This is a genomic window from Streptomyces sp. NBC_01549 (genome assembly GCF_026339955.1).
Classification (GTDB): Bacteria; Actinomycetota; Actinomycetes; order Streptomycetales; family Streptomycetaceae; genus Streptomyces.
In genome coordinates, this window is record NZ_JAPEPW010000004.1 from 341,523 (window position 1) to 360,474 (window position 18,952).

An 18,952-nucleotide genomic window follows, 5' to 3' on the forward strand; every position below is an offset into this window, starting at 1 on the left:
CAGCCAAGTTGACGACGCCTGACAGTGGCCTCCGGTTCACCCACTTCGACGGCAAGGACTTTTCAGGGCAGGTCCCCAGGCCGCTCCCAGGATCGGCGCGACCAGATAGATCCGCAGATCGGTGGTCTGCCCGGCGAATGCGGCAGATCGCGCCGACTCCGGCCGAGCCGCCTGGCAATTGAGGCCGACGGCCCCAGCACTTCGAAACTCCGCAGGAACGCTCCCGACCCAAACAACGGCGCGCCCGCTGCGGCCTCGGAACCCCGTCTAGGGCATCACCCTGCACAGCGCGTCCAGTGCGCCCGCCCATGCACTGTCCGAGGGCGCCGCGTAGTTGACCACCAGGGCGTCCCGCTCGGGAAACTGCCACCCACAGTCCGCCACTTCATAGCCGAACTGCGTCAACCCCCGGACCGCCAGCCCTTGCCGAGCCGCCGCCTGGACCACCGAACTCTCGGTTCCCCGCGGAAGCTCGAGGACCGCCTGCAGTCCTGCCGCCATGCCGGCCACATGAATGCCGGGAGCCCTCTGGCGCAGGGCAGTGACCAGCTCATCGCGGCGACGCCGGTAGCGCAGCCGCATCGAGCGCACATGACGGCCATACGCACCCGAGGCGATGAATTCCGCGAGTGTCAGCTGCTCCAGGGCGCTCGTCATGTAGTCACCGTGACCTTTGGCCATCACGATCTCCGGGACGAGTTCCTCCGGCAGCGCCATCCATCCGAGCCGTACCCCCGGCGCCAGGGACTTGCTCACGGAACCGAAGTACACCACCCGCTCCGGATCGAGGCCCTGCAGGGCCCCCACCGGCTGACGGTCGTAGCGGAACTCCCCGTCATAGTCGTCCTCCAGGATCAGGCCACCAGTGGCGCGTACCCAGTCGACGGCCGCCGTGCGCCGCTCCGGGCAGAGCGCGACGCCCGTCGGGTACTGGTGCGCCGGGGTCAGCAGCACCGCGCCCACTCCGCGCAGTCGCCCGAGGTCGTCGATGCGCGCGCCATGTTCGTCGACGTAGAGGGGCGGAGTGTGCAGACCGGCATTCCTCAGCAGGTCGCGATACAGGTCGAGGCCGTAGGCCTCGACGGCCACCGCCCGCACCCGCCGCACCCTGAGCACCTGCGCCATCAGCGCCAGGCCGTGGTGGAAACCGGAACAGATGACGATCCGCTCCGGCCCGGCGTATACCCCGCGGGCCCGCGCCAGGTAGTCCGCGAGTGCGGTGCGCAGCTCCATTCGGCCGCGGGCGTCGCCGTAGCCGAAGGCGTCGTGTGGCGCGGCGGTCAGAGCCCGGCGGGCCGCGGTGAGCCACTGCGTGCGCGGAAAGTTCGCGAGGTCCGGTGCACCGGTAAACAGGCCATACCTGGGACGGTGCTCGTCCGGCCTCGGGGGAGGAGCGTCGGCCGCGGCCCTGTGCGGCTCTACCCGGGTGGCCACCCGGGTCCCGGACCCCTGCTGGGCGGTGAGCCAGCCCTCGGCGACCAAGTCGGCGTAGGCGTCGACGACGGTGGTTCGGGAGATGCCAAGATCCGCGGCCAGTGAACGGGAGGCCGGCAGCCGGACGCCGGGCGCCAGACGCCCCGTGCGCACGGCCTCCCTCAAGGCGTCCGTGAGCCCTGCGCGCAGCCCGGGTCCACGCAGCTCCAGATGAAGGTCGGCGCCGAACGCAGGGGGCGGACCGGCCGCGGAATTGGTCCGGGAATCTGCCATGTAAATCGACCATACTCCCATACCACCGAGAACGTATCGTTTCGGGCACAACGATGAGCGAAGCGTACGAAAGCACCGCACGTCTCCCGGAGCACACAGCGCGTATGGACTGGGCGAAGCTCACCCCTGAGGCCTTCAAAGGCATGCTCCGTCTCGACGCGGCCTCGCATCGGGGTGTCGACGCGCGCCAGGCCCTCAAGCACGCAACCGGCGCGGTCCGCAGCAAGAGCGACCTGCGCCCGGCCGCCTGAACGAAGGTCCGGGGCGAGTGTGGCCTTGGGATCCCGGCGCGTGAAGCCCGTGCGGCGCCGGCTGACGCCCGCGATGTGGGCCTCGCGCATCAGGCGCTCGACCCGTTTGCGGCCCACGTGCACGCCTTCGCGCCTCAGGGTCGCGTGGACGCGCGGCGAGCCGTAGATCCCGCCCGAGTCGGCGTGGATCTGCCGGATCTGCTCGGTCAGCTCCGGATCCTGGCGGACGCGCTCGCACGGCTCGCGCTCGGCACGGCGCCAGCGGTAGTACGTGGAGGAGGCGATGTGCAGTTCCCGAAGTACGCACTCGACCCCCAGGCTGGGGTGCTCGTCAACGAGCGCCGTCACCTGGGCCGGGTCGGGTCGAGCTGCGCCGCGAAAAACGCCGAGGCCGTCCGCAGCACCTCGTTTGCACGCTTGAGCTGGGCATTCTCCTTGCGTAGACCTGCGTTCCACAGTTGAGCGGGGTTCTCGGGGGTGTGGCAGGGCATCGGTGCAGGTCAGGCGGTTGCACCTAGCGCGAAAGGCCGAAAACGCCTAGTGGCACGATGTTGTCACCCCCATGCCTGTGACATGGAATGATGTGCGTATCGTCTAGCGGCATGTATGTGAAGACGACGTCCCGGCGGAACAAGGACGGGCAGACGGTCCGGTATCTGCAGCTGGCCCACAACGAGTGGGACCCGGCCGTGGGGCGTTCGCGTACGAAGGTGCTGCACTCCTTCGGCCGGGAGGACGAGCTCGACCGCGAGGCGGTGCGCCGACTGGTCGGCGCGCTCTCGAAGCTGCTGGACCCCGCGTCCGCGCTGGCCGCGACCGGCTCGGGAGACCTGTCACTGATCAGTTCCAGGCCGTGCGGCGGGGTGCACGCGCTGGACGGACTCTGGCACCGGCTCGGCCTCGACGGTGTCGTGCACCGCCAACTGGCCGGGCGGCGGCTGGATCCGCGCGTCGAACGGGTGCTGTTCGCGCTGGTCGCCAACCGGGCCCTGGCCGCCTCCAGCAAGCTCGCCGCGACCGAGTGGATCGCCGACGACGTCCACATAGACGGCCTGGAGGCGATCAGTGACGAAGCCTGCTACCGAGCCATGGATTACCTGCTGACCATCGAGCCGGCCCTGGCCAAGGAGACGTACTTCCAGGTCACCGACCTGCTCAACCTGGAGGTGGACCTGCTGTTCTTCGACACCAGCTCCACGTACTTCGAGACCGAGGACGCCGACGAACCTGTCGCCCGCGACGAACACGGCGAGCGCCTGGCCGCCGACGCGCCGGCCGAAGACGCGGTGCGACACGACGGGTTCCGCACCCACGGCAAGTCCAAGGACTCCCGCGACGATCTGCCCCAGGTCGTCATCGGCATGGCCGTCACCCGCGACGGGATCCCGGTGCGGGTGTGGTCCTGGCCCGGCAACACCGGTGACCAGGCCCTGATCCGGCAGGTCCGCGACGACCTGCGCGAGTGGACGCTGTCGAAGATCGTGTGGGTCGCCGACCGCGGCTTCACCTCCGCCGCCAACCGCCGGGCGCTGATGCGCGGAGGCGGCGGCTACATCATCGGCGAGAAACTCCGCACCGGATCACCCGAAGTACGCGCCGCCCTCTCGCGGCAGGGCCGCTATGCGTCCGTGCGCGACAACCTCCAGGTCAAGGAGGTCAACATCGGAACCGACGACCGGTTCGTGATCTGCTTCAACCCCGACCAGGCCACCCGCGACGCCGCGATCCGTCAGCGGATGGTCACCCAGCTCACCGAGGCGATCGAGGCCACGGACAAGCTGCCCAGGCCCGAACGCGACAAGCTGGCTGGGGTGTTGTCCACCAAGCCCGGTCTGAAACGGTTCTTGCGCACCACCCCGAGCGGGCTGCTGCGGGTGGACAAGAAGAAGATCGCCGCCGAGGCCAACCTCGACGGGAAGTACCTCCTGCGCTCCTCGGATCCGAAGCTGTCGGCCGAGGACATCGCCCTGGGTTACAAACAGCTCCTGGAAGTCGAGCGCGGCTGGCGCGACATGAAGCAAATTCTCGATCTCCGCCCCGTTTACCACCGCCGCGAGGACCGCATCCGCGCCCACGTCCTGCTCTGCTGGCTCGCCCTGCTGCTGATCCGCGTCGCCGAGACCTCCACCGGCCAGACCTGGAACCGCCTGCGCGCCGAACTCCAGCGCCTGCACGCGGTCACCTACACCGGCCCGGCCGGCACCTTCCGCCAGTCCACCGACCTCACCAAGCCCCAGCGCGACATCTTCACCGCCCTGAACGTCACCCCGCCCAAGAAGATCATCGATCTGACCGCAGGCCGCTGACCAGGCACTATCCCCCCGCCTAGTGACACGCCATCTCGGCGTGCTCACAGGCGTTTCCGCAGGTCAACCCACGTTTTCGTTCCCTAGTCGACACCGCTAACTGTGGAACTCAGGGTAGAGCGGCGAGTTCGGCGCGTTCATCGGTGGTGAGCCGGTCATCGCGCTCGCCGGCGTCCGCCTCGGCCTGGCGGATCCAGCCGCGCAGGGCCTCCGGATGCACACCGAGGTCGACGGCGAGCTTCTTGATCTGCGGCTTCGGGTCGGAGGTGCGATACATCCGCACCGCACGATCACGCAACCCCAGCGAGTACTTTCTGGGGGCAGCCATGGTCGATGTTCCTCTCATGAGTCCCATCTGACCCCCTGTCAACTCACCCCGCATCTCAGGGGAAGCTCACCCACGCCAGTCGGCGCCGCGGCCAAGGTTCTTCGAATCACCCAATCAAGAAACGGCACTCTCAGCCGGTCGCAGGCGTGGGCGACGTGACCGGGACAGGGAGTCGTTGTGACGACCAACCGAGCGCGCAAGCAATGTCCGGGACGTCACCGACCCGATCCGCACCCTGGTGACCTTCGGCCGTCGACACGAAGAATCTCGCCGACAGTGATGTGCCCCTGGGCGACCTGCTCAGCGAGTCCGACCGGGCCAGTTGAACACCGGCGGACGTTCAGCGCAGTTGGCTGAACATCTCCGGCCGCACTTTGAGCGGGTCATTTGCCTGTGGCCGCGCACTTGTGACACTGGGAGATCAAAGTTTCCGTTGACGCAACGGTGCGTTTTGGACCCGTGGTCACCCTCTGAGCAGCTCGGCCAGCACCTCGGCTTCGCTGATCTCGGGCTGCTTGGTCGCGGTGAGGAGCGTCAAAGTCCGGTCTTTGGCGAGGTCGCGCAGGTGAGCCAGCGCGTCTGCATGCTCGGGATCTTCGAGTTCGACCCGGTAGCGATGGCTGAACTCCGTGAAGCGTTCCGGGTCGTGGCTGTACCACTTGCGCAGTTCCGTGGACGGGGCAACCTGTTTGCACCACTCGTCGAGGTGGGCCTTCTCCTTGGTCATTCCCCGGGGCCAGATACGGTCGACCAGCACTCTGGTGCCGTCGGCCTGCTCCGGAGCCTCGTAGACCCTGCGGACGTGTACGGTCTTCTTGCGTGCCATGGAGGAACCTCCTGGTGAGCTGGGTACTCCGCCTCTTTCGGCGTCACACGTAGTAGCGGGCGATGATCTCAAGCCGTGCCACCTCGTCCGGCCCCGGATAGGCCACCAGCACCGGCAGACCGCTGGGGTCCATACCCTCGAGAAGGGTGAATCCCTCAGCCTGCCTTGTGTACACATGGCCGGACCGGGCTCTGAGCATGCGCTCGCACCGCTGGAAGTCGTCGGGGCCGTCCGCCGTCCAGATCACGTACTGCGCGCCGACATGGCCCGCCGGGTGGGGCGCGTGCGGCCCGACGGCGCGCAGATACACCTGGAAACCATTGTGGCCCACGAGGAGGGCGGCAGTGGCGGTGCGTACTGTGACCTCCATGTTCAGCAGCTCCTGGTAGAAGTCCGCAGATGCGTCGTGGTCGTGGACGAACACCACGACCGAGGCCAGCCGCGGCCCTCACATATCCGGTCCCCCACCGGCCGACCCCGAATCCGCCGGGACCGGTGCGCTGTGCGGGCCAGCGGGCGCTTCCTGTGGGTGCGTCATGGGGGACCCTTCCGCCTTCGACTGTGGTACGAGGGCTCTTCTCCCGGTTTCCTGGGCCGGATTCCACGCTACCCGGCCTGCCTCCTGCTGGCCGATCGGCGTAGCAGACCGTGAACGGTGTCGTTGGGGGGGAGGTCAGCCTGGCCACGTGAGGAAGCCTCCGATGATGGTTCCGTAGGCGAGGTGCGCGGCGAGGTCCTAGACCGCTTCCCCGACGGGTCTTCGCCTTCGACGAGTTGGGCCCGCTCGGAATCCGCCCCACCGCGGGCGCCGGCTGGGCCGAACAAAGGCACCCCGACCGACTGCCGGCCACCTACCACCGCACCCACGGGGTGCGCTACTTCCACGGCTGTTACTCGGTCGGCGACGACCGTCTGTCGGGCGTCAACCGCCGGCGGAAGGGCACCGGGGACACACTGGCAGCGCTGAAGTCGATCCGCGCCGCCCGTCCCGACGGCGCTCCGGTCTACGTGATCCTGGACAACCTGTCCGCCCACAAAGGCGCCGACATCCGCCGCTGGGCGGAGAAGAACAAGGTCGAGTTGTGCTTCACCCTGACCTACGCCTCGTGGGCCAAGGCGATCGAGGCGCACTTCGGGCCGCTGCGGCAGTTCACCATCGCCAACTCCTACCACCCCAACCGCATCGTGCAGACCCGGGCCCTGCACGCCTACCTCCGCTGGCGCAACGCCAACGCCCGTCAGCGCAACGTCCTGGCCGCCGAACGCAAGGAACGCGCCCGCGTCCGCAGCGAGAAAGGCATCCGCTGGGGCGGACGCCCTCTCAAAGCCGCAGCCTGACCGCAACCCAGCGAACCTGCGCGGTCACAGCACTATTCCGGGGTGGTCATGTCTACGCTGGCGGCGTGACATTGGTGTGGGTGACGGGCAATTCAGGTGCTGGTAAGTCCACGGTCTGCGGGGTGTTGCGAGCGCATGGCTACGTTGCGCTCGACGCCGACGAGGACGGCTTCAGTGGCTGGATCGACCGGGGTAAGGGCGAGGTTGTGGTGGATCCTCCGTATCCGGTTCCTGGGGGCTGGCTCGACCGATACGGGTGGGCGATCGTCCGTGAGCGTGTTGAGACCCTCGTCGAGGAGTCTCGTTTCCGAATCGCGTTCTTGTGTGGGTCGGCGGAGAACGAGGCAGACGTCCGCGATCTTTTCGACCTCATCGTGTGCCTGGTGATCGACGAGGACACCCTCCGCCACCGGCTCGCGGCCCGCACCACGAACACATTCGGTCAACATCCCGAAGAGCTCGCAGCGGCCCTGAGGTGGAATCCTCGGATGCGAGCGATCTACGAAAGCCGTGGCGCGACGATCATCGATGCATCCAAGCCGGTGATCGAGGTGGTGGACAGCGTGATCGACGCAGTTCAGTGGCTGACAGAGTCCACCCGATAACTCGGATCACGTCTGCGCGCCGCGTGGTCGCTCAGCGGCAGTCCGCGAAACAGGCCGCGGACGCTGCACTCACCCGGCGGATACGCAAGGTCCACGCGGAGTCCGGAAAGACGTACGGGGCCAAGCGGATCACCGCCGAGCTTAGGGCTCGCAGAGAATCAACATGTTGCCTCCCGTGATTCGGTTCGTTGGCGTGGTATGCGCATCCCCGATGAGATTCGTGTTCAACTCGCGGTGAAGTTTGAGGTGTTGTTCCCTCACCTGGACGAGCGGCAGCAGCGTCTGCTGATGGGAGCCGAGGCCCGTCTCCTGGGCCACGGTGGGATCCGGGCCGTTGCTCGGGCAGCCGACGCCAGCGAGACGACGGTCCGGAAGGGGGTGGATGAGCTGGAGGCGGGAGTAGAGCCGCTGGGGCGGGTCCGCCGGCCCGGTGGCGGCCGGAAGAAGGCCGCTGACCTTGATGCGGGGCTGCGGCCCGCGCTGCTGGCCCTGGTCGAGCCGGACATGCGCGGGGACCCGATGTCGCCGCTGCGGTGGACGACCAAGTCGACCCGGAACCTGGCCGCCGAGCTGACCCGCCAGGGGCACAGGGTCAGCGCCGACACGGTCGGTGACCTGCTGCGGGAGGAGGGCTTCAGCCTGCAGGCCAACTCCAAGACCCTGGAGGGCAAGCAGCACCCGGACCGGGATGCCCAGTTCCACTACATCAACGAGCAGGCCAAGGACCACATCGGCGCCGGGGACCCGGTGGTCAGCGTGGACAGCAAGAAGAAGGAGATGGTCGGCGAGTACAAGAACGCGGGGCGTGAGTGGCAGCCCACGGGCGATCCAGTGAAGGTCAAGACGCATGACTTCCTGGACCGGGAGGGGCCCGGCAAGGCGATCCCGTACGGGATTTACGACATCGCCGGGAACTCCGGCTGGGTCAGTGTCGGCACCGACCACGACACCGCCGCTTTCGCGGTCGCCTCGATCCGCCGCTGGTGGCGCGGGGCCGGACAGGGCGACTACCCTCACGCCCGGCGTCTGCTCATCACCGCCGACGCCGGAGGCTCCAACGGCTACCGCACCCGGGCGTGGAAGACCGAACTTGCCGCCCTGGCCGCCGAGACTGGCCTTGAAATCACCGTCTGTCACCTACCTCCGGGCACGTCGAAGTGGAATCGGATTGAGCACCGGCTGTTCTCCCACATCTCCATGAACTGGCGCGGCAGGCCCCTGACCAGCCATGAAGTCATTCTGCAGTCCATTGCGGCGACCACCACCCGCACCGGACTGACGGTCCGCGCCGAACTCGACACCGGCGCCTACCCCACCGGAGTGAAAGTCGACGACGCCCAGGTCGACGCGCTGGCGATGACCCGCCACCGCTTCCACGGCGACTGGAACTACACGCTCGACGCCCAGCAGCGCGGCCCCACAACCACCGGCACTCCACACGGAGCGGAACCGCGGCAATGGGGTGCCCGCCAGCACGCCCGGCTCACCGACCCGGAACTCACCGGCCTCACCCGCGCACAACTGGACGCCCTGATCAGCAGGTTGGCGCCAATCCAGGCCGCCCAGCGGGAACACCAGCGCCGTCACCGACGCGGCCACGAACGACAGCGGGCCCCCGGGGCGGGCCCCAGGCAGGCGTTCACTGACCCCGACCGGATCCTGGCCACCGTCCTCTATCAGCGCGGCTGCTTCACCCACGCCCTCCTCGGCGCACTCTTCGAGACCAGCTCGCAAACCATCACCCGCACAATCCAGGAGACCCAACCCCTCCTGGACCAGCACGAATACACCGTCCCCCGCTCCACAGCACGATTCACCACCCCCGCAGACGTGGCCGCCTACCTCGACGCCTACGGCACCGAATCCCCGGACAACATCAAACACGCATGTTGATTCTCTGCGAGCCCTTACGACGTGGTGCGCGGTAGCTGAAACCCCGGTCTGAGCATGCGAACGGCCGTGCGGGACGATCATGATTGTGACGTCAAGAGGGGCCCGCACGGCCTTGAGCCATCGTATCTGCACCGGGATCCCGCGCCGTCGCCTGGGCAAGCTGGTCGCGGAGTTGGCCGGGCCGTGGGTGGCCGGGCAGGAGTCCCAGCTGCGTGAACGCCGGGGCCATGACCGGCAGCGCGCCGCCGGAGCGGGTCCCGACCACCAACTCGTCTTCACCGACCGGGTCGTCGCCACCCTGGTCATCCTGCGCTTCCAGCTTCCGCATGCCGTCCTCGCCCTGTTCTACGAGGTGGACCGCTCCACGATCACCCGCGCGGTCCACGAGATCCGCCCCCTGCTCGCCGCCCGCGGCTTCGCCGTCCCTGGAAGTCCCGACCTGCGCCTTCGCACCCTGGCCGATGTCTTCGCCTACGCCGCCTCCCACGGAGTGGAACTGCGGATCGACGCCACCGAGGTCCGGGTCCGACGTCCACGGGCGAACAAGCCCGGACGCCGGGCATTCATCTCCGGGAAGATGCGGCAGAACACCAAGAAGGCCACCGTCGTCACCGACGAGAAGGGCCGGACCCTGTGGGCGGGTGCCTTCCGGCCCGGCCGCCAGCACGACCAGACCGCGCTGAAGACCGAGGGCATCTGCGACCTGTTCGAGAGGTTCCCCCAGGTCAAGGCCAAGGTCGACGCCGGCTACCGGGGACTGGCCAAGCAGTTCCCCGCCCAGGTCCAAGCGCCGCCGCTGAAGCCGAAGAAGGATGCCCCGCCCGAGGACCTGGCGGCCTGGGAGGAAGCGCGCAAGCAGCAGTCCTCCGAGCGGATCTGCGTCGAGCACGCCAACGCCGAGCACAAGCAGTGGCGGCCCCTGCAACGCTGGATCGGACGCCGCGAGTACTTCGACCAGACCTACCAGGCCATCGCCGGCCTGGTCTCCGACCGCGCGGCCATGCGGTAATCAACCACCAGCCAACCCGCCAGGCCAACACGGCCCGACCTCAATCGCGCACCCCGTCGTTAGCGCGGGCGGTGTGGTCGTCAACCGCAAACGCGTCGAACGGCTCATGCGCCAACACGCCATCCAGGGGCGGAGGCTGAAGCGTCGACACCGAACCACCATTCCGGACCCCGCCGCCCAGGCGGTGCCCGATCTGCTGCGGCACAACTTCACCGCATCCACCCCCAACCGGGCCTGGGTCGGCGACATCACCTATCTGGTGCGCCGTGAGGCGCTTTGTCGTATCCCCTATGCAGTAGGGAGGAACTTGGAGGAACGTTCTTAGGTCGCCCGGCTTACCCGGACGCGAAAGCGCGAAGGGGACCAGAGCATGCCGGGGAAGCGGTGACCGTCCGGAGGTGTCCAGGGCGGGGTGTCGCAAGACCTGCGCGATATGGCCAAGGCTTGATTGCTTGAAGTCCAATCTCCAGCGGCGTAAGTGATCGCCCGTCGGAATGACGCTTGAAACCGACGCCTCGTCATGTTTCGGAATGGCAGATAGTCCGGGGCAACCTCCATGACGGTGGCACCGCCCAGCGAGGGCGGCCAAGGGGATGAGTGGGCGGCCTGTGTCGCGCTCGATACGTACGACGAAGACGTACCGCGGGATCGCCTACGGGGCGCGAGCCCTATGGCGACGGAGTGCTCGTAGTAGTCGTGGGGGTCACGTCCCACCAAGGGGGCCGGGAAAGCCGGCCGCAGGGCGAAGGGGCACAGGTGGTCCAGACGTCCAGCGAAGGGAGGTATGCGTAATGCAAAACGCCGGAACGGTGCTGGACGTCATCCGCAAGCGAGGGGAGCGGGGACTGCCGGTGGAAAGGCTCTATCGGCAGCTGTTCAACCCTCAGTTGTATCTGCTGGCCTATGGGCGCATCTACGCCAACAAGGGTGCGATGACACCCGGGGTCAGCGCGGAAACCGCAGACGGCATGTCGCTGGAGAAGATCGACAGCATCATCGACGCCTTACGCGCCGAACGCTACCGATGGTCTCCGGCCCGGCGGGTCTACATCGAGAAGAAGGGATCAACGAAGAAACGCCCGCTCGGATTGCCGACCTGGTCGGACAAGCTGGTCGCCGAGGCGGTCCGTCTCCTCCTGGAGGCGTACTACGACGTCCAGTTCTCCGATCGCTCCCACGGTTTCCGCCCCCAACGGGGCTGCCACACCGCGCTGACGGAAGTGGCACGGACCTGGCGGGGAGTGCACTGGTTCATCGAGGGCGACATCTCCGACTGCTTCGGCAGCCTGGACCACGAGGTGATGCTCAAGGTTCTGGGAGAGAAAATCCACGATGGCCGGTTCCTGCGGCTGATCAGCCGCATGCTCAAGGCCGGGTATCTGGAGGACTGGAAGTGGAACGCCACGCTCAGCGGTTCACCGCAGGGCGGGGTGGCTTCCCCGATCCTGTCCAATATCTACCTGGACCGACTGGACCGGTTCGTTGAACAGTCCCTGCTGCCGGAATACAACCTCGGGGACCGTCGTCGGCCGAATCCGGCATATCTAACCGTTCAGCACGCGATCGCGAAGGCACGACGCCACCAGGACCGGGAGGCGGTGCGGGTGTTGCGACACCAGCAGCGTTCCCTGCCCTACGGCGACCCGAACGATCCGAGCTATCGGCGGTTGCGCTATGTCCGTTACGCCGACGACTTCCTGCTGGGGTTCGCCGGTTCCAAGCGCGAAGCCCAGGACATCACGTCGAAGATCAGGGCCTTCCTGCGTGAGCAACTCAGGCTGGAATTATCCGAGTCCAAGACGCTGATCACGCACGCCACCAGCCAGGCGGCGCGCTTCCTGGGCTATGAGATCCGGGCTCTGCATGCCGACACAAAGATCACCGATGGACGTCGGTCGATCAACGGCACACCCGGGCTCTTCGTGCCCGAGCAGGTGATCCGCACCAAGTCCGCGCTCTACAAGAAGAAGGGAAAACCGGCTCCGCGTGGAGTACTGCTTCACGACGAGGACTTCTCCATCGTCGCGAAGTACCAGGCCGAGTACCGGGGTCTCATCCAGTACTACCTCCTCGCCCAGAACGTGCACCGTCTGAGCAAGCTCCACTGGATCATGGAGACCTCATTGCTGAAGACCTTGGCCTGCAAATACCGCCACGGCCCCGGCGTAGTTGTGTGATGTCCGGTTCCGTGCCGGTTGATCAGATGCCGTAGACGGCGAAGGCGTCCTTGTGGCGGAGGAGGTCGCGGCGGGCGTGGGCGATGTTGGCGCGTCCGGCGAGGCGGATGGTGCTGATCGCCAGGTTGCGGAAGCTGGCCAGGGCTCGGGGTGCTGTACCGGTCCTGACCTGGGAGTTGTCTTCCCGGAAGGTGACGTCTCGCACCCAGTGGATCTTGTTCTCCACGGTCCAGTGGGACCTCTCGTAATGGTTGAGGTGGGCGGGGCCGGCGACGTCGGGCGGCAGGCTGGTGACGCCGAAGACGATCTCTTTGCTGGTCCATTCGCCGTCGAGGTTGCCGGTGTCGCGGCGGAGGCGGAAGACCTGGGATGCGCCGGGGAACAGGGTGTGGCCGGCGGGTGCGGTGCGCAGGGTGCGGCGTTCGGTGCGGCCGTGCCCGCGGTCGGTCTCGGTCGCGGTGGTCTCGGTGAAGTCGGTGTCCGTGCCGGTCAGCAGTATCTGGGCGGCGGCGTGCGCGAGGGGCTGGTTGCCCTTGAGGATCAGGACGTAGTGGCTGCCGAGGGGGCCGGTGATCAGGCGGGCGGTCTTCTTCGTGGTGTGCAGCGCGTCCAGGGTGAACACCCTTCCGTCCAGGCCGAGTCGGGTGAGCAGGGCCCGGGCTGCCTCGCCCTCGCCGCGCTTGTCGGGGACCTGGCTCTGGCCCAGGACCGCGCCGTTGGCGTGGTCGATCGCGCCGACCAGGAAGACCCGCCCGCTCTCGGTGCGGGCGCCGGTCAGGGCCTTGCCGTCCAGGGCCGCGGCGGGCAGCAGCCCCTCTGGCGCCGGGTGCTCGGCTGCGCGCTGGGCGGTGCGGCGCTGTTCGCGTTCCGCTGGTCCCGGGGTGGCGGGGATCTCCGGCGCCGGCACGGTGCCGCGGGCGAGGTCCGCGACGTGTCCGCAGGTTGCCGTGTCCAGGGCGTCGGTGTCCAGATGGGTGAGCACGCGCCGGAAGGTGCGCTCGCTGGGTACGAGGTAACGGCCGGTCAGCGGGTTGTACCGAGCGCCGATACTGGCCAGGTTCGTCTGCGGGGCACGGGCCGCCCACTGCCAGATCGCGGCGATCGAGTCGCCGCCGACCACCAGCGTCGCGCACGCGGTCAGTGTCAGGATCACCACCAGGGCGTGGCGTCGGCCACGTTTCGCGCGCAGGTCCGGGACCTGCCGCAACCTGCTGACCAGTTCGGACTCCACTGTCGTCGGGTCGGTGGCGAGCTCGGCCTCCCCCCGGGCGAGGTCCGCGAGTTGGCCAACGGCAGGGGGGATCGGCGAAGATGCGGGCACGAGCGCGACTCCTGTGACGATCTTTTGGCGTAGAGACCTGAAAGATCATCAGAAGTCGCGCTCGTCCTGCAACCAGCCACATCAAACCGGGGCAGAACAACTCAAGGGAGAACTACGCCGGGGCCGTGCAAATACCGCAGCACGGTCCGGAAGATGTCTCGGAAATACCGGGCAACCGTCGAGACACCGCACGGCCCACGCCGCTGTCTACAGGTCACGGTCGAACGCAAGGAGGGGAAGAAGCCGCTGGTCGCCCGCTTCGGCGGGATCCCACTCAAACGAGAGCGCACCGCCACGCTCGCCGACGTCCGGCCGGTGACAGCACCCGCCTACAACGAGCTGATCAAACGGCTCCTGGCCGAGTACTGCGAGCTCTGCGAGACCCGCACGGATCTGGAGGTCCACCACATCCGCCACCTCGCAGACCTCAAACAGCCCGGACGTCGGGACAAGCCCGCCTGGATCCAGCTCATGGCCCGGAGGAGGCGCAAGACGCTTGTGCTCTGCCGGACTTGCCATGTCTCGGTCCATGCCGGGCGCGTTTCTCAGCCACTGCGGACGTGACCGCTGGAGAGCGGAATGCCCGGAAACGGGCACGTTCCGTTCGGGGGGGGGCCGTCGGAAAAGGACCCGTGCCACGGGCACCTCGTCGGCGGCCTACTTCACCCCATCGCCGGCGGGAAGTTCCTGTATCTGGCCACCGTCATCGACGTGTACTCCCGTCGCCTACTGGGCTGGTCGATGGCTGATGACATGCGGGCCGAACTCGTCACCGACGCGCTCAAGGCGGCCGTCCGCACTCGCGGCGGCCGGGTGGACGACGTCATCTTCCACAGCGATCACGGGGCTCAACTTGGACTCAACCGGTCGTCGCAACACCAGTTTCCTGGAGAGATACGCACCTGGGGCCGGCGCGGCCGCACCCCGCAGGTGACGGTGAGCGGGCGACGCTCGGGCCGCCTGTCGGTCGCCGGACTCATCGCGATGCGGCCCGGCTCCCGCACCCGGCTGTGCCACCGCCTGCGCACCCATCCCGCGGGCAAAAGCAAACGCCGCAGCATAGGCGAACAGGACTTCATCGCGCTGATCGACGGTGTCCACCACCTCGTCAAGGCCCCGATCGTGCTGGTCTGGGACCGGCTGAACACCCATGTCTCCCACGCCATACGTGAGTTGATCGCCGAGCGTGAATGGCTGACGGTATTCCTGCTGCCCGCGTACTCGCCGGACCTGAACCCCGTCGAGTGGGTATGGGCACATGTCAAGCGCAGCCTGGCCAACCTCACTCCCCTGTTCGACGGGTGATCAGATGGTGACGGTCTTGTATTCGAGGTAGGTGTTCAGGCCGGCGAAGCCGTACTCGCGGCCCAGGCCGCTGGCCTTGAAGCCGCCGAACGGGCCGTCGAAGCCGACGGGGGCGCCGTTGATCGTGACGGTGCCGGTGCGAATGCGGCGGGCGATGGCCAGGGCGTGCTGCTCGTCGGCGGACCACACGCCGCCGGACAGGCCATACTCGGAGTCATTGGCGATGCGCACGGCGTCGTCCTCGTCCTCGTAGGCGATGACGACCAGCACCGGGCCGAAGATCTCCTCCTGGGCGATCCGCATCGCGTTGTCGACGTCCGCGAAGACGGTCGGGGTGACGTAGTAGCCCTGTTCCAGGCCGACCGGCACCTGCGGGCCACCGGTGACCAGGCGTGCGCCTTCCTTGATGCCGATCTCGATGTAGCCGCGCACCCGCTGTTGCTGGTCGCGGCGGATCATCGGGCCGATGAAGGTGTCCGGGTCGTGCGGGTCGCCGACCTTCAGCGACTCGACGACCTGCTTGACGGCGGCGACGACCTCCTCATAGCGCCTGCGCGGGGCGAGGATGCGGGTCTGGGCGATGCACGCCTCGCCGTTGTTGAGCAGGCAGGAGAAGGCCAGGCCGGCTGTGAACTTCGCCAGGTCGGCGTCGGGCAGGACGATGGCGGCGGACTTGCCGCCGAGCTCCAGGCTGACGCGCTTGAGCTGCTGGCCAGCGATGGAGGCGATCCGACGCCCGGCGCCGGTCGAACCGGTGAACGCGATCTTGTCGACGTCGGGGTGGGACACCAGGTGCTCGCTGGTCTCGCGGTCGGCCGGCAGCACGCTGATCGTGCCTGCGGGCAGCCCGCACTCGGCCAGCAGGTCGGCGAGCAGGCCCATGCTCAGGGAGTTCTCCGGTAAGACCTTCAGGATGACCGTCGCGTACGCGGGCGAGCAGCGGGCCGCAGTTCCAGCTGCCGGCGGAGCGGGTGGAGGCGAAGGTGATCAAGGGCTCGTGAGCGGAGGCCCGGAAGGTGTACTCGCGGCCGAGATGCCAGCCCTGGTCTTTGGGTTCGGTGCGGAACTCCTGGCGTGCGCCGCCTTCGGCCAGCACGGTGAAGGGCTGGCCCTGGGTGAGCTGGTCGCTCGGGCAGTTGCTGGCCGTTCCTCCGAAGCCGTCGTCGAAGGTGACGGTGACCTCGGCACCGGCCCGTACTCCGCGCAGCCGCTGGCTGACGGTGTGATCGTCGGTGTTGCGGTTTCGCAGGAGGATGGCCACCGGTGCGTTGTCGGGGTGGCTGGAGGAGGTGCCGCTGTAGCGGTAGGGGTAGCGGATGGTCCAGCCTTTGACACGGCAGCTGTAGTTCGTGAGGCGTGAGGCATCGCCGCTGGCCAGCGTGGTGGGTGGGGTGCCTGCGGCAGGGGTACGGCCACCGGCATCGTGATCTTGTGTGACGAAGAATCAAGAAGCGGTGGCCGCGCAGGCCACGGTAGTACACGCCGGGTGGGACGGGTTGTTCGAGGGGTTGATGGGCCGGTTCGCGAGCTGCTTCCCGCGCCGGGAGACCCGGCTGACCTGCCGGAACATGGTCTCTGGGCTGCTGATGGTCAAGGAATCGGCGAACTGCTGGTCGTTGGCCGAGGCGATCGGCCACAGCGGTCCGCATGTCCTGCAGCACTTCTTGTCGAGGGCCCGCTTCGACACCGAGGCAGTCCGCCGGTCGGTCGCGGCCTGGACGGTGGAGCAACTCGGCGAGAGGGAGGTGATGTTGGTGGTGGACGAGACGGGCGATGAGAAGTCGTCCCTCGACGCGGTCGGCGCGGCCCGGCAGTACTCCGGGGCGCTGGGCGGGATCGGGCTGTGCCAGGTCGCGGTACACCTCTCCTACGTGAGTGCCGAGGGGCACGCGCTGGTCGACCGTCGGCTGTACCTGGGCGAGGCATGGGCGGCGGACGACGAGCGCCGTGAGCTGGTCGGGGTGCCCGACGAGAGGTGTTCGCCACCAAGCCGCAACTGGCCGGCGACATGCTGGAGGACGCCCACGCCTCGGGGGTGCACACCGCGTGGGTGGCCGCCGACGAGGTCTACGGTGGACGGGAGTTGCGTGCGCGGATCCGTGCGCTGGGCTACGGCTACGCGATCGCGGTACCCACCAGCCACCGGGTCACCACCCCGGGCGCCGGGAAGAAGAAGGTCACCGCGCTGCTGGAGCGGGTGCCGAAGCGGGCCTGGATGCGGCTGAGGACCGGCCATGGCACCAAGGCCGAGCGGCTCTACGACTGGGCGATGATCGACGTGAACCCCGACGATGCGCCGCCCGGACAGGCCGCCGGGCACAGCCAGGTCCTGGTCCGACGCCACCGCCGCACCGGCACCCTTTCCTTCTACCGGACCTGGCACCCCGACCCGCAGCCGATATCGGTGCTGGTCAGCGCGGTCTGCCGCAGGTGGCGGGTCGAGGAGGACTTCCAGGGAGCCAAGGGCCTGGCCCACCTCGACACCGGCCAGGTCACCTGCTGGACGTCCTGGCACCGCTGGAGCCTCATGTCAATGATCGCCTACGCACTTCTGGCCGTCGGCGCCCTCCACGAGCGGCAACGCGCCCACCCCGCCAACTCCGACGACGAGTTGGCCATGGTGCCCGTCAGCCCGCGCGAACTCCTCGCGCTATTGCGGGTCTTCGCCCTGCCAAGGCCCCGCCAGGACACCGATCCGGCACACGCCCTGCGCTGGTCGAACTGGCGTCGCCGACACCAGCATCGCGCGACGGCCTGCCACCGCCGCTGGAACAACGTCACAGCAGTGGCCATCGCATGACAGGAACCTCACGAGTCACGAACTACAGCTGCCGTGTTTGACCTGGCTGGTGTCGGTGTCGGCGGTGAAGGCCGGCTGGCTGAAGTCGCCGTTGATGACCGCCGCCTGGACGGGTTCGGGGGCGGATTCTCCTCAATGCCGAAGACACCGATCGGAGTCCGCTTACCGATTCTCGATCCGCTTGAAACAACGACCGGTCAACAAACGTTTCCCTGATACGAGAGCAGGAAGTCTGAAAACGATCAGAAGAAAGGAAGGAGAAGGCGATGGAAGCCATCGTCGACACCGGAGTTCTTCCCGGGCGGCAGGCCGGGGCCCCGGGCGTGTCGGCGGATGACGGAACCTGGATACTGGCACACGGACCGGGGGCAGCGGCACACGCACGGAAGATCACCGAAGAGGTCCTGCGAGAATGGCGGGTAGCCCCGGAGGTCGCCGAAAGCGTGCTGCTTGTGGTGTCCGAACTGGTCACCAACGCCGTCGAACACGCGCGACCGCCAGCAGCCCTGCATCTGCAGCACGACCCGGACTCCGGACGGGTGCGGGTGGAAGTCACCGACGGCGGCCCTGCCGCCACACAGGGCGACTGGGCAGCGAGCTGCACCGACGGCGAGCACGGCCGAGGACTGCACATCATCGACCTCGTCACCGCCGCTCACGGCTACGACCAGGAACGCGACCGCGTCACCCACTGGGCCGACCTCACCACTGCGGCCTGCCTTCGGTTCGCCGCCCCAGGACGGCTTGACGGTCTCTGCGGCAAGCCGCCCGTTGAGGCCGAGCGGCGTCCACGTCACAGGGGCAGAGCGGGTGTGCCGACGGGGCGGACCACACAACGGGAAGCACGTGTCCTGTGCAGCGCGTCGGGCCGCTCCCGGAATGAAGTGGAGGGGAGGCGCTGACACGATGGCACACGTAGTCGTCGAGGATGGCCAAGTAGTCATACGCCTGGCGTGGTGGGAGAGAGCAGCCGCCCGCCGGGGCGACGACGTGCGCGTGCCGTTGACGGCCGTACGCCGGGTGACCGTCGAGTCCGACTGGTGGCGTGCTCTGAGTGGAACACACGAGCGCGGCACCTGCGTCCCC

At 67.9% G+C, this 18,952-nt stretch carries 15 protein-coding genes and 8 pseudogenes; 15 read left to right on the forward strand and 8 right to left on the reverse strand.

What is annotated here, in order from left to right; all coding sequences use genetic code 11:
• Nucleotides 1-267: 267 nt before the first annotated feature.
• Nucleotides 268-1,707, reverse strand: coding sequence for a PLP-dependent aminotransferase family protein (locus tag OG819_RS52090; RefSeq protein ID WP_266656896.1), 1,440 nt, complete (start codon nt 1,705-1,707; stop codon nt 268-270).
• On the reverse strand, nt 1,596-2,147 hold the full coding sequence (locus tag OG819_RS59425; protein WP_353963275.1) for an IS3 family transposase: 552 nt from the start codon (nt 2,145-2,147) through the stop codon (nt 1,596-1,598). The genes OG819_RS52090 and OG819_RS59425 overlap by 112 nt, the downstream gene beginning before the upstream one ends.
• On the opposite strand from OG819_RS59425, the gene OG819_RS52100 reads away from it, so the two are divergent.
• Both OG819_RS52100 and OG819_RS52105 read left to right on the forward strand, forming a co-directional pair.
• Entirely contained in the window at nt 2,034-2,420 is a 387-nt protein-coding gene (locus OG819_RS52100) for a hypothetical protein (RefSeq protein ID WP_266656901.1), read from the forward strand. The two genes, OG819_RS59425 and OG819_RS52100, sit on opposite strands and share 114 nt — an antisense overlap.
• 140 nt (nt 2,421-2,560) lie before the next feature.
• Entirely contained in the window at nt 2,561-4,264 is a 1,704-nt protein-coding gene (locus OG819_RS52105; protein WP_266647505.1) for an IS1634 family transposase, read from the forward strand.
• Between the two features lie 109 nt (nt 4,265-4,373).
• Here OG819_RS52105 and OG819_RS52110 read toward each other — a convergent pair whose 3' ends face one another.
• From OG819_RS52110 to OG819_RS52120, 3 genes are all read right to left on the reverse strand, one after another.
• Nucleotides 4,374-4,592, reverse strand: coding sequence for a transposase (locus OG819_RS52110; RefSeq protein ID WP_266656903.1), 219 nt, complete (start codon nt 4,590-4,592; stop codon nt 4,374-4,376).
• A gap of 463 nt (nt 4,593-5,055) precedes the next feature.
• Nucleotides 5,056-5,418, reverse strand: a complete 363-nt coding sequence (locus OG819_RS52115; protein ID WP_266636265.1) for a DUF488 domain-containing protein — start codon at nt 5,416-5,418, stop codon at nt 5,056-5,058.
• Nucleotides 5,419-5,461: 43 nt separating this feature from the next.
• Nucleotides 5,462-5,857: a VOC family protein gene (locus OG819_RS52120; RefSeq protein ID WP_323138315.1), complete on the reverse strand. Its 396-nt coding sequence runs from the start codon at nt 5,855-5,857 to the stop codon at nt 5,462-5,464.
• Between the two features lie 291 nt (nt 5,858-6,148).
• Between OG819_RS52120 and OG819_RS52125 the strand changes: the two are divergent.
• The 7 genes and pseudogenes from OG819_RS52125 to OG819_RS52155 form a co-directional block, all read left to right on the forward strand.
• Nucleotides 6,149-6,756 (forward strand): annotated as a pseudogene (locus OG819_RS52125) (transposase); the annotation flags it as partial.
• 65 nt (nt 6,757-6,821) lie between these two features.
• Nucleotides 6,822-7,361, forward strand: coding sequence for a hypothetical protein (locus tag OG819_RS52130; protein WP_266656905.1), 540 nt, complete (start codon nt 6,822-6,824; stop codon nt 7,359-7,361).
• Nucleotides 7,362-7,417: 56 nt separating this feature from the next.
• Nucleotides 7,418-7,510: pseudogene (locus OG819_RS52135) on the forward strand (IS3 family transposase); the annotation flags it as partial.
• Nucleotides 7,511-7,559: 49 nt separating this feature from the next.
• A complete protein-coding gene (locus tag OG819_RS52140) occupies nt 7,560-9,254 on the forward strand; it encodes an ISAzo13 family transposase (RefSeq protein WP_266652478.1) in 1,695 nt (564 codons plus the stop codon).
• A gap of 79 nt (nt 9,255-9,333) precedes the next feature.
• On the forward strand, nt 9,334-10,263 hold the full coding sequence (locus OG819_RS52145; protein WP_266647792.1) for a transposase: 930 nt from the start codon (nt 9,334-9,336) through the stop codon (nt 10,261-10,263).
• A 64-nt stretch (nt 10,264-10,327) separates the two neighbouring features.
• Nucleotides 10,328-10,522 (forward strand): annotated as a pseudogene (locus OG819_RS52150) (IS3 family transposase); the annotation flags it as partial.
• 532 nt (nt 10,523-11,054) lie between these two features.
• Nucleotides 11,055-12,416: pseudogene (locus OG819_RS52155) on the forward strand (reverse transcriptase domain-containing protein); the annotation flags it as partial.
• 46 nt (nt 12,417-12,462) lie between these two features.
• Here OG819_RS52155 and OG819_RS52160 read toward each other — a convergent pair.
• Complete coding sequence (locus OG819_RS52160; protein ID WP_266648190.1) at nt 12,463-13,761, reverse strand: ISAs1 family transposase; 1,299 nt, start codon at nt 13,759-13,761, stop codon at nt 12,463-12,465.
• Between the two features lie 153 nt (nt 13,762-13,914).
• Here OG819_RS52160 and OG819_RS52165 point away from each other — a divergent pair, with 153 nt between their 5' ends.
• From OG819_RS52165 to OG819_RS52175, 3 genes and pseudogenes are all read left to right on the forward strand, one after another.
• Complete coding sequence (locus tag OG819_RS52165) at nt 13,915-14,325, forward strand: hypothetical protein (protein WP_266656909.1); 411 nt, start codon at nt 13,915-13,917, stop codon at nt 14,323-14,325.
• A gap of 120 nt (nt 14,326-14,445) precedes the next feature.
• A pseudogene (locus tag OG819_RS52170) lies at nt 14,446-14,613 on the forward strand (DDE-type integrase/transposase/recombinase); the annotation flags it as partial.
• A gap of 42 nt (nt 14,614-14,655) precedes the next feature.
• Nucleotides 14,656-15,045: pseudogene (locus OG819_RS52175) on the forward strand (transposase); the annotation flags it as partial.
• A gap of 21 nt (nt 15,046-15,066) precedes the next feature.
• On the opposite strand, the pseudogene OG819_RS52180 reads toward OG819_RS52175, so the two are convergent.
• Nucleotides 15,067-15,987: pseudogene (locus OG819_RS52180) on the reverse strand (aldehyde dehydrogenase family protein); the annotation flags it as partial.
• Between OG819_RS52180 and OG819_RS52185 the strand changes: the two are divergent.
• Nucleotides 15,947-16,426 carry a hypothetical protein gene (locus tag OG819_RS52185; protein ID WP_266656911.1) on the forward strand — a complete coding sequence of 160 codons (480 nt, stop codon included), beginning with the start codon at nt 15,947-15,949 and terminating at the stop codon, nt 16,424-16,426. The pseudogene OG819_RS52180 and the gene OG819_RS52185 overlap by 41 nt on opposite strands.
• Before the next feature lie 84 nt (nt 16,427-16,510).
• On the opposite strand, the gene OG819_RS52190 is transcribed toward OG819_RS52185, so the two are convergent.
• Complete coding sequence (locus tag OG819_RS52190; protein WP_266657478.1) at nt 16,511-16,753, reverse strand: hypothetical protein; 243 nt, start codon at nt 16,751-16,753, stop codon at nt 16,511-16,513.
• Here OG819_RS52190 and OG819_RS52195 point away from each other — a divergent pair.
• Both OG819_RS52195 and OG819_RS52200 read left to right on the forward strand, forming a co-directional pair.
• Nucleotides 16,635-17,866, forward strand: a pseudogene (locus OG819_RS52195) (IS701 family transposase). The gene OG819_RS52190 and the pseudogene OG819_RS52195 overlap by 119 nt on opposite strands.
• A gap of 266 nt (nt 17,867-18,132) precedes the next feature.
• Entirely contained in the window at nt 18,133-18,768 is a 636-nt protein-coding gene (locus OG819_RS52200; protein WP_266636257.1) for an ATP-binding protein, read from the forward strand.
• Nucleotides 18,769-18,952 lie beyond the last annotated feature (184 nt).

What these genes read in the sequence shown, in the direction of transcription:
- OG819_RS52165 (WP_266656909.1), top strand. Translation starts at nt 13,915, where the DNA reads ATGTCTCGGAAATACCGGGCAACCGTCGAGACACCGCACGGCCCACGC.
- OG819_RS52140 (WP_266652478.1), top strand. Translation starts at nt 7,560, where the DNA reads ATGCGCATCCCCGATGAGATTCGTGTTCAACTCGCGGTGAAGTTTGAG.
- OG819_RS52110 (WP_266656903.1), bottom strand. Translation starts at nt 4,592, where the DNA reads ATGGCTGCCCCCAGAAAGTACTCGCTGGGGTTGCGTGATCGTGCGGTG.
- OG819_RS52115 (WP_266636265.1), bottom strand. Translation starts at nt 5,418, where the DNA reads ATGGCACGCAAGAAGACCGTACACGTCCGCAGGGTCTACGAGGCTCCG.
- OG819_RS52090 (WP_266656896.1), bottom strand. Translation starts at nt 1,707, where the DNA reads ATGGCAGATTCCCGGACCAATTCCGCGGCCGGTCCGCCCCCTGCGTTC.
- OG819_RS52145 (WP_266647792.1), top strand. Translation starts at nt 9,334, where the DNA reads ATGATTGTGACGTCAAGAGGGGCCCGCACGGCCTTGAGCCATCGTATC.
- OG819_RS52185 (WP_266656911.1), top strand. Translation starts at nt 15,947, where the DNA reads ATGCTCAGGGAGTTCTCCGGTAAGACCTTCAGGATGACCGTCGCGTAC.
- OG819_RS52105 (WP_266647505.1), top strand. Translation starts at nt 2,561, where the DNA reads ATGTATGTGAAGACGACGTCCCGGCGGAACAAGGACGGGCAGACGGTC.
- OG819_RS52200 (WP_266636257.1), top strand. Translation starts at nt 18,133, where the DNA reads ATGGAAGCCATCGTCGACACCGGAGTTCTTCCCGGGCGGCAGGCCGGG.